This is a genomic window from bacterium (assembly GCA_019695335.1).
In the GTDB taxonomy this organism is placed as follows: domain Bacteria; phylum CLD3; class CLD3; order SB21; family SB21; genus JABWBZ01.
Window position 1 is genome coordinate 46040 of the sequence record JAIBAF010000019.1, and the last position, 8956, is coordinate 54995.

9 protein-coding genes are annotated in these 8956 nt (G+C 40.2%); all 9 read right to left on the bottom strand.

Annotated features, from left to right (window positions below; genetic code table 11):
* Positions 1-22 precede the first annotated feature (22 nt).
* The gene (locus K1X84_06985; GenBank protein MBX7151366.1) at positions 23-1132 is read right to left on the bottom strand and encodes an undecaprenyl/decaprenyl-phosphate alpha-N-acetylglucosaminyl 1-phosphate transferase; all 1110 of its coding nucleotides are present in this window, start codon (positions 1130-1132) and stop codon (positions 23-25) included.
* An 8-nt stretch (positions 1133-1140) separates the two neighbouring features.
* Positions 1141-1989 (bottom strand): WecB/TagA/CpsF family glycosyltransferase, encoded by an 849-nt coding sequence (locus K1X84_06990; protein MBX7151367.1) that lies wholly within the window; start codon positions 1987-1989, stop codon positions 1141-1143.
* Positions 1958-3679 carry a hypothetical protein gene (locus K1X84_06995; GenBank protein MBX7151368.1) on the bottom strand — a complete coding sequence of 574 codons (1722 nt, stop codon included), beginning with the start codon at positions 3677-3679 and terminating at the stop codon, positions 1958-1960. The genes K1X84_06990 and K1X84_06995 overlap by 32 nt, the downstream gene beginning before the upstream one ends.
* A complete protein-coding gene (locus K1X84_07000) occupies positions 3676-4854 on the bottom strand; it encodes a delta-aminolevulinic acid dehydratase (GenBank protein MBX7151369.1) in 1179 nt (392 codons plus the stop codon). The genes K1X84_06995 and K1X84_07000 overlap by 4 nt, the downstream gene beginning before the upstream one ends.
* Before the next feature lie 15 nt (positions 4855-4869).
* A complete protein-coding gene (locus K1X84_07005; GenBank protein MBX7151370.1) occupies positions 4870-7104 on the bottom strand; it encodes a bi-domain-containing oxidoreductase in 2235 nt (744 codons plus the stop codon).
* 7 nt (positions 7105-7111) lie between these two features.
* A complete protein-coding gene (locus tag K1X84_07010; GenBank protein ID MBX7151371.1) occupies positions 7112-7825 on the bottom strand; it encodes a methyltransferase domain-containing protein in 714 nt (237 codons plus the stop codon).
* Positions 7826-7829: 4 nt separating this feature from the next.
* A complete protein-coding gene (locus K1X84_07015) occupies positions 7830-7997 on the bottom strand; it encodes a hypothetical protein (GenBank protein MBX7151372.1) in 168 nt (55 codons plus the stop codon).
* Positions 7998-8022: 25 nt separating this feature from the next.
* Entirely contained in the window at positions 8023-8541 is a 519-nt protein-coding gene (locus tag K1X84_07020; protein ID MBX7151373.1) for a methyltransferase domain-containing protein, read from the bottom strand.
* Between the two features lie 215 nt (positions 8542-8756).
* Positions 8757-8956, bottom strand: a 200-nt coding sequence (locus K1X84_07025) for a glycosyltransferase family 2 protein (GenBank protein MBX7151374.1), incomplete at its 5' end; no start/stop codon positions are given.

Below are 8956 nucleotides of genomic sequence, written 5' to 3' on the forward strand. Positions count from 1 at the left end.
AGAATTGTATACGATATTATTTTCAATCGATTATCTCAGATTTGTCATTTTGTGGTTTTTCATCATCATCGTGAACATCTAACTGGCCTTCAGCTTGTAATTTGATAATGGATATAAATTTGACAAATAAAAATGTGAAAAGAGCGACAAAAAACAGAACGCCCATGATAAATGTATTGAACCGATTGAACGTCGCGAATAGAAAAGCCATGACCCCGAAAAATAGGCAGATGACATACAATACAATCACCGTTTTCTGATGGCTGTAGCCGTATGATAAAAGTACATGGTGGATATGTTCTCGATCGGCAACGAAAATGTTTTTTTTGGCTTTGGCTCTTCTGAAAATAGCCATGGCTGTATCGATAATAGGGTAGCCGAGAGCAATTAGTGGGGTCAGAATTGCAAAACTCACGGCTGTTTTTTGCGAACTGACCAAGCCGAGTGCGGCGATCACAAGACCTATAAACATACTTCCCGTATCGCCCATAAATATTTTTGCCGGATAAAAATTGTGCCTCAAAAATCCTAATAAACTACCGGTAAGGCCTATGCTCAACAATGCGACATATGTTTTTCCAAAATAAAGGCCGATGAGAAATATCGTCATGGATATAATCAAACTGACACCGGAAGCGAGGCCGTCAAGGCCATCTACTAGATTAATGGCATTAATAATTCCTATCACCCATAAAATGGTTAAAGGATAGCTAAACATTCCTAATTCTATGATTGGACCGATAGGATTGGAAATAGCTTCAATCTTGTAGCCAAACAGTATAAGAATAATTGCAGCCACAATTTGAAAAATCAATTTCAGCCATGGTTTGATATTACGCAAATCGTCGATGATACCGACCATGACGATAAAGGATGATGCAGCAAATAATCCAACCAATTGTGTTTCACGTTCTTCATATAAGGAAGGATAGCGAAAATAGGCAATGACCAAACTAACACAAAAACCAAAATAAATGGCTACGCCGCCTAATCTAGGGATCGCTCGGGTGTGAACTTTTCTTGCATCAGGTTTATCGACGAACCCTTTCCGAAGTAATAAATTCTTGATTAAAGGAGTTAATATAAACGATACAATTAGTCCGCTCAAAAATATGATTAAGTACGCGAGCACAAACGTTCCTACTCTAAAATCAGTTTTTTAGAAAAGTTATATTGGGTCTTATTATCAACATTCAATCGGAAGTATTTCTTTGCAATTGTCAACAAGGCAAACTTTGGTAACGCAATCATCCTGGGAGCGCGAAAAGGTTGTTGAAGTAACCTAAAAAGCCATTCCAGATGCATGTTCAACATCCATCGAGGGGGACGGGGAACGTTGTTTGTTACAGCGTCGAAGCTTCCGCCAACACCCATTAGTAATGGAATATTCGATCCTAAAGCGACGGCTTCAGATTGGATCAGCTTTATCAGATCTTCTTGAATTTTCGCTCCCATAGCCACAAGAACAATATCCGGTTGAGCTTTTACAATTTCTTTTGCTACTTCAATTTCTGACGTTTGGTCGGCAAAATATCCGTTTCTGATTCCGCAGATTATCAAGTTTGGGTAGTCTTTGAGAAACAGATCACGGGTTTTTTCAACAATATTTTGTGCGGCGCCAACCAGATATATTTTAAACTTATTTTCCGCTGCCAATTTCACAAGGTCTAACATGAGGTCGCAGCCGGGAATAGGTTTGTACTTTTTACGGGAAAAGCGAGACATGGCCCAAGCAATACCATAGGCGTCCGGGTACACAAGGTCTGCTTCATGAATGTGTAAAGCTAGTTCGTGTTCTTTACGCGCGCGGCAAACTTTGATGGGATTTAAGGCCATGAGGTGATGGGATACCTCGTGACGGACAATCCATTGTCTAACTAAATCCAAAATTTCAGTTCTCGACAAAGTTGTTGTATGAAATCCCAGGACATCTATTGTTTGATTCGATGGCGACATATCAGGATTTGTTCCAATCCATTTCGACAACATAGTTGCCTATGGCCAGCGCATGAATTTTACTTTGCTCGAAGGCTGAAATCGCTTCGGAGGGCGTTCTTACAATAGGTTCTTCATGCATGTTGAAACTGGTGTTAACTAAGATCGAATGACCGGTCAGCTTTTTGAATTCTTTCAATATGTTATAGTACGAGCGATTAATGGATTCAGTCACAATTTGTGGTCGTGCTGTTTTATCGACATGAGTGATCGCGGGTGCTGATTCGCTACACTTTGTTGTGACGTCATAGGTCAGTGTCATAAATTCTGCAGCATAAGAATGATCGCCGCTGAAATTGACAAGATAGTCCGGAGCGTCTTCCTTCAAAACTACCGGAGCAAAAGGCATAAATTCAGTGCGGTTTAATTGTTCATTTAGCCATGAATTAACCGAGCGGTCGGCGCAGTGATAAAGAATGGATCGATTGCCTAATGCGCGCGGTCCATATTCCATTTTGCCGTTAAAACGAGCAACGATTTTTTTCTGGGACAATATTTGTGCGATAACCGTTTCGACGTTATCATATCGCTTGTAAGGATATCCGGAATCTTTCAATGCCGATTCGATTTCTGTGTCGGTAAATTCACTGCCCAAATAAACATCATGCATGCGATAGGGGCGAAAAGAAGGATTTTTCCTGAAATAAAGATCAAAAGCTGCGCCGGCAGCAAGACCGCCATCACCCATATTGGGGAAAATATAAATCTCTTCAGCATTAGCCCGCTTCCAAACTTCCTGATTTAATTTAACGTTGGAAAAAACACCGCCACTCAAAGCAATTCGTTTTGCCCCTGTTTTTTTAACAGCATCAGCAACATATTGCGATACCATATCTTCAAAATAATCCTGTATTCCTGCGGCGATATCTTCTTTAGAATACGGCTTTAGCAATTTTTCCAAAACCCTTAATTCAGCTTGTAACCAACCGCCTTTATTGATGAAAGAAAATTTTTTCGAATCGTATTGGATTCGTCTGGAAAAGATTTCTTTTGTTTTTTCCGGATTACCGAATGCCGCCAATCCGGTGACTTTACCTTCATGTCGTAAAGCAATAAATCCTAAAAGGTGAGTAACATAACAGTAGTAAAAGCCGGGTGAGTGATAGGCGGGGATGGAATTGATCAATTGCATCTTGCCGTCTTTACAATCATAAACTCTTGAACAATATCCGTCGCCGCTGCCATCAAGAGATAAAGAAAGGCAGTCATTCCATCCGGATGTATAATATGCTGAAGCGGCATGGCACAAATGGTGATCAACGAATTCCATGGGTGCAGCAATGCCGAATTCTTTGAATTTAGTTTCGAGTTCTGTCGTACCTCTGAAAATAGAAGTTTCAAAAACTTTTCTGGTCGCCTTGGTTCCGATATCGGTTCCCATGAGTAAACCGGTCAATGGCGTGTTGCTCAATTCGGCAACGAATGTCCGAAAAAAACCAACGGATTCATACCCGAATTCGAGAGGTTTGGCGCGTGTTGAACTCGTTCCGGCTATGGCTATCGCGTCTATGCTTTTCGGATCTATTTTGGCTATACGCATACATTCAGCAATGGCAAGAGTCGGAAATCCCCAATACATCTTCTGGCGATTCAGACGTTCTTCATTGATTGCACAAACCATTTTACCATCTGCAATAATAGCTGCACCGGCGTCGTGCCCTGTACTGATGCCTAGAATGATCATTGTTCTCCTTGATGATTGAATATTCCACCAGCAGTCTTATAGGTCGTAAGCGCATGATACATCCACGCTTGCGACCAGCGCATGTACGAGATCGTATTCGTAAAAAATTTACGGCGTTGAAAATAGAAAAAGCCCTTTTTGCTCTGCATATTATTTAAAATCCAGAAAATCAAATTGTTCAAAACTTCATCGCTTTTTTCATGATAACTCTTCAACTTTACTAAAGTCACAATACCTTGCGCTGCGCTGTGTATGTCAACCGGATAAGTGTGATTATGGTAATATTTTGGTGTTCCGTCATTCAAAAAAAAATGGGAAATGAAAAATTCATATCCTTTTTGCAAGTTGGGAATGTATGATGAATCGTTAACTCCACGAATATATTGGTCCAATGACTCAAGAACAAATCCGGTATGAAAACTGTCGATCCATTTTTGAATGTTTGTTTCAGCATAATGCCATGACCCATCGGCCTGTTGATAACGCATGACGTAGGAGACTGAACGGCGTGCATAGTCTGATAACACGGGTTCTTTAGTATAACCGAATACTCTCGCAAGGAGTGCTCCACCCAGAATATTGGCGTTATGAACTTTCAGTTGGTCGATCGGGGTATAGCTGAAACAAATCGAGTCATTTTCTTCAGTATGATGAAGATCATTCAAAATAAAGTCGCAAGCACTGCGGGCAATTTCAAGAAATTGATTATTATTCGTTGCATCAAAGGCGTCTAAAAAAGCATTAGCTATATACGATGTATTGACAATAGTCGGTGTAAATTTAGGCACAAAGAAAACCCGGCTTTGCCAATCAAAATTATAACCCCAGCATTTCCCTGAATAGCCTTTACTTGCTAAGTTTTGCAATAACTTAGCCAAAAACTCAAGCTTTTTCAAATAGTTTTTGTCACCAGTAGCCCGATAGAGCTTTGATGTTGCTGATAAGCATAAGCCCAACCCTTTTGGGTTATGCCCTTTGGGTATCAAAAGCAGCGGGCGTACATTGATAGGAGATAGTTTGAGTGCCTGAATATAGGCTATTCGTAACTTTTTCTGTTTGAAACTGAGCGCCGATAAAATCGGACTGTTCAGTGCATCATAACAATCGTAACCTTTGTAAGATTCCTTTTCAATATAGCGTTCAAGGTCAGAAAGTGCGGTTGTAATGTCGATCATGAATCCTATTTAAATTTAAGCGCGAAGATGTTCGGTGTGAATGCGCGATAAACCCATCAGAAAATCCTGCCTTTCATCCAGTTGTATTTCTACAGGCAGACCGGTATTAATCGATTCTAATATTTTGAAAGTGGCAATAGTTGCATTGACAGAATCCCGAAAAGGGATGGGGGAATCATTGCCTGATTCAATGCTTTTGATAAAATGTTCAAGAGCGCTATGATATCCTTTGTCTTGTTTCGAGCCTCCGAATGTTTTGACTTTGCCATGTCTCGAAAACGTTACTTGTTTGAAATCATCAATTACTGCAATTGAATTTTCACAAAACATTTCAATGCGTTCTTTAGGAAACGTTCGATCGCCGGATGCGGTATAAATAATATGGCCAATGGATCCATCTCTGAATTTAAAAGTAATACTGATATTGTCTTTGCTCATCATATCGTCACGTGTGATCGAAATAGTATCGGCATAAACTTTAATGGGCAAGGAACCTGTCAGAAACATTAAGAGATCGACGAAATGACAAACTTCGCCGATGATGCGCCCTCCGCCTTCGATCGGATCTTGCGTCCAATGTTCTTTAGGAACAAATCCGGCGTTGATGCGATAAGTAATCGTCACCGGTTGAATTTTTTTATCGAAGAATTTTTTAGTCTCAACGATCGTTGGTGCAAAACGCCGGTTGAATCCTACCATGACACGGCCGTTAAACTCTTGATAGGCTTCGATAACTTGATTAAGCTGTTCAACACTCAATGCCAGCGGTTTTTCTACAAAGATGGATTTGCCACGTTTAATTCCTTCGATTACGTAAGGCGCGTGGAGGTTATGGCGGGTTGCAACAAAAACACAATCGATATCGGTTTGATTTAGAATCTCGTTATTATCGGTTGTAGCCGATAAGAATTTAAATTTTTTTGCAACGTTGGAAGCGGTGACGCCACGCGATGTTGAAACCGAAACAAGTTCGACTCGTTTTTTATTTTTCTTCAAAATCGGTAACAAATAATTTTGAGCGAAATTACCCGCGCCAATAAACCCGATTTTTACTTTTCCTTCACTTGGTGATCGATTATAATCAGTAATGGGAATGATCGTTTCTGCTTGTATCTCGTGTCGATGCGTGTAAGTCAGTAAAATGCCTATATAGCGTTCACGTTTTTTTGATTTTCCTGAAATCAGATTATAGGCATCTTCCGCATCCTCAATTTTGAAACGATGGGTGGTTATGCTTTGCAGGTCAATTTTTTTTGCAGCAATTAGATTCAAAAACGATATCATGTTACGATTTTCTGTCCAGCGAACATATCCATATGGATAATCAATACCTCGTTCTTCATAAAAAATATCATAACGGCCTGGTCCATATGAACGGGAAAAACGTACATCGATTTCTTTTTCATAAAACGGGCTCCGTGGGATATCGGCCGGTACACCTCCCACAATGATCAACTTGCCCTTATTGCGAAGAATCTCTCCCGATAATACAATCGGTTCGTTGGTAGGGGTAGCCGCTGTCACGATAGCACAGTCAACACCATAGCCATCGGTAGATTTTTCAATGATCGGCATATAGTTATCCGATGCAAGGATCGTGTAATCGGCGCCAAGGGACGAGGCGGTTTTGCAGGCATCTTCAGAAATATCTAGTCCAATAACCCGACAGCCGGCTGCTTTGAGAATCTGAACTGTAATCAAGCCGATCAATCCAAGACCAACCACAACAACATTTTCACCGATGCTCACTTCGGCTTGACGAACTCCTTGCATGGCGATAGCGCCTAATGTCGAATACGCTGCTTCATCAAGTTGAACACTTTCGGGAACTTTTGCTGCAAGATTTTGTGGGACGAAAATAACGTCAGCATGTGAAGCATAACCTTGGCCTGCACAGGCAACACGGTCACCAACGGCAAAATCATTTACATTTTCGGCAACGGCTACGACTATACCCGAACTGCTGTATCCGAGCGGAACAGGAGTATCCAGTTTGTTTTTTACTAACTGGATTGTCGTCATCAAGCCGTCACGCTTAGCTGTATTGATGACTTTTTTAACTAGATCCGGACGGCTTTGCGCCTTTCCAATCAAGCTTTTTTGAGCCGTCTCGACAGTGGTGCGTTCCGTTCCGGCGCTGATCAGTGAAAACATATTTTTGACTAAAATTCCGCCGGCTTGCAGTGCGGGAGGCGGCACATTGTCAACTTTCAATTCGCCGTTGTTGTAATTTTGAATGACTTGCAGCAAGGTAACCTCAACCAGTTTTTTTACATTTTAAAAAATACATCATTCCTAAACAAGAATGGCTCATCCATGATTGGATAAATTTTGAATTTTCGAAAGGACCGGCATAATAAAGGGATGTCAAAGTGCTCAGACCGAATTTTTGTAATTGCAGCTGTATTTCGGTTGAACGGTATTGATGATGCTGGTATTCAAGATAACTTGGTTTGATCGTTTTTGACAATCGCAATAAGCTCTTTCGCATAATAGCTGATAATTTTTCAAACCATCGTAACAGGCTGCTTTTATTTGGAACGGATAGAATCAAAATGCCATCCTTCTTAAGCACGCGCGATATTTCACGCAAAGCTTTTTCATCATTTTCTATCCACTCCAAAACGCTGATACAGGTAATGAGATCAAATGTCGCATCAGGAAAATTGAGCGCTGTTGCATCGCCGACTGCAAAAGTAGCATTCATGTTGTTTTGTGAAAATAATAATCGGGCTTCTCCGATCATGTCTTCAGATACGTCGATGCCCGTCACACGCGCATCAGACTGGGCGAAGTAGAAACTGATCATGCCGCTACCACAGCCAAGGTCGAGAATGGCCTTATCTTTTATCGAAACATCGTTTGAAAGTTCCTGAATTTTATTAAGCCTTTGTTGAAAAAGACGGCTTTTTTTGTAATTCAGATTCCAGCGTGAGGCGACTTGGTCAAAAAAAACTTTGGTATCCGTCATTGAATTAAAATAGGGTATAGATAAACGGAGCCAAACCTGAACCTTGTGCGAATACCAATAATAATCCAAATAACACCATAACGATCACCATTGGTATCATCCACCACAGTTTCTTTGCCCACAGGAATTGTAGCAATTGGCTAAAAATTCCCATTTTACTCATAAAACCCATAATTATTTTCCTTTCTTTATTTAGATCAAATTTTTATAGCTTCGACATGTAAACCCCCACGAGTATCCAGAAGAGCGACATCTTGAATGTTGCCCGATTTAAACGGTTTCTCAGATATTTGTGAAAATCCCGCCGATTCTAATATTGATTTCATTTCGTAAAAATTATACATCCATCGGTGATTGCTATAGTAGCTATTAAATCCGACGATATCAGTCGTGACAAATCTTTGTAGCATAGTAACATCTTGGGGATAAGTCTGCAAGGCTGATTTTATGCGCGTGACTTCTTCGTCCAACGAGGGCACGCATATTCTGATAATCCCATTAGGTTTTAAAACTCGGTAACATTCTGATAAGAGCGATTGTGCCTGCGTTTTAGATAAATGTTCAAAAAAATGGGATGAGTAGACTGCCGGAACGATATTATCATCCAAAGGTATTCCATAAGTGCAGTCATGGTGAATAATTGTTGAATGGTTTGCTTTATTAATATAAGTAGTCGATGAATAATTATGTGACATATTAAAAAATCTGAAAAACATTCGCGTCAATATAGGATGCTCGTGCGTTAGCCAAATTGAAATTCCTCCATCGATACCAAGCCAGTTCGTTGGATTATCCATACCGCAGCCTAGATTGATTCCTTTAAATCCTACTGGAAAAGAATAGCGTTTTTTTTGCTTTTTTTTAAGCAAGTAGGGGTTTAATCCTTCCCATGCAATAATTTGTAATATATGTTTTATCAACGGCATAACTTTCAAAACAGGTTATATTTTAATATGCACCAGATTGCCGACACACCATCTTTCCAATTAATCTTTTTTCCTTCTTGATAAGTTCGTCCGTGATATGAAATCCCGACTTCGTATATCCTGCAATTTTTAATTTTTGCAATTTTTGCCGTTACTTCCGGTTCGAATCCAAACCGATTTTGTTCGAGGTTGATATTTTGTATGA

Coding starts and splice junctions, on each gene's coding strand:
- K1X84_06990 (MBX7151367.1), bottom strand. CDS start 1,989: ATGTTGTCGAAATGGATTGGAACAAATCCTGATATGTCGCCATCGAAT.
- K1X84_07000 (MBX7151369.1), bottom strand. CDS start 4,854: ATGATCGACATTACAACCGCACTTTCTGACCTTGAACGCTATATTGAA.
- K1X84_06995 (MBX7151368.1), bottom strand. CDS start 3,679: ATGATCATTCTAGGCATCAGTACAGGGCACGACGCCGGTGCAGCTATT.
- K1X84_07015 (MBX7151372.1), bottom strand. CDS start 7,997: ATGGGTTTTATGAGTAAAATGGGAATTTTTAGCCAATTGCTACAATTC.
- K1X84_07010 (MBX7151371.1), bottom strand. CDS start 7,825: ATGACGGATACCAAAGTTTTTTTTGACCAAGTCGCCTCACGCTGGAAT.
- K1X84_07020 (MBX7151373.1), bottom strand. CDS start 8,541: ATGTTTTTCAGATTTTTTAATATGTCACATAATTATTCATCGACTACT.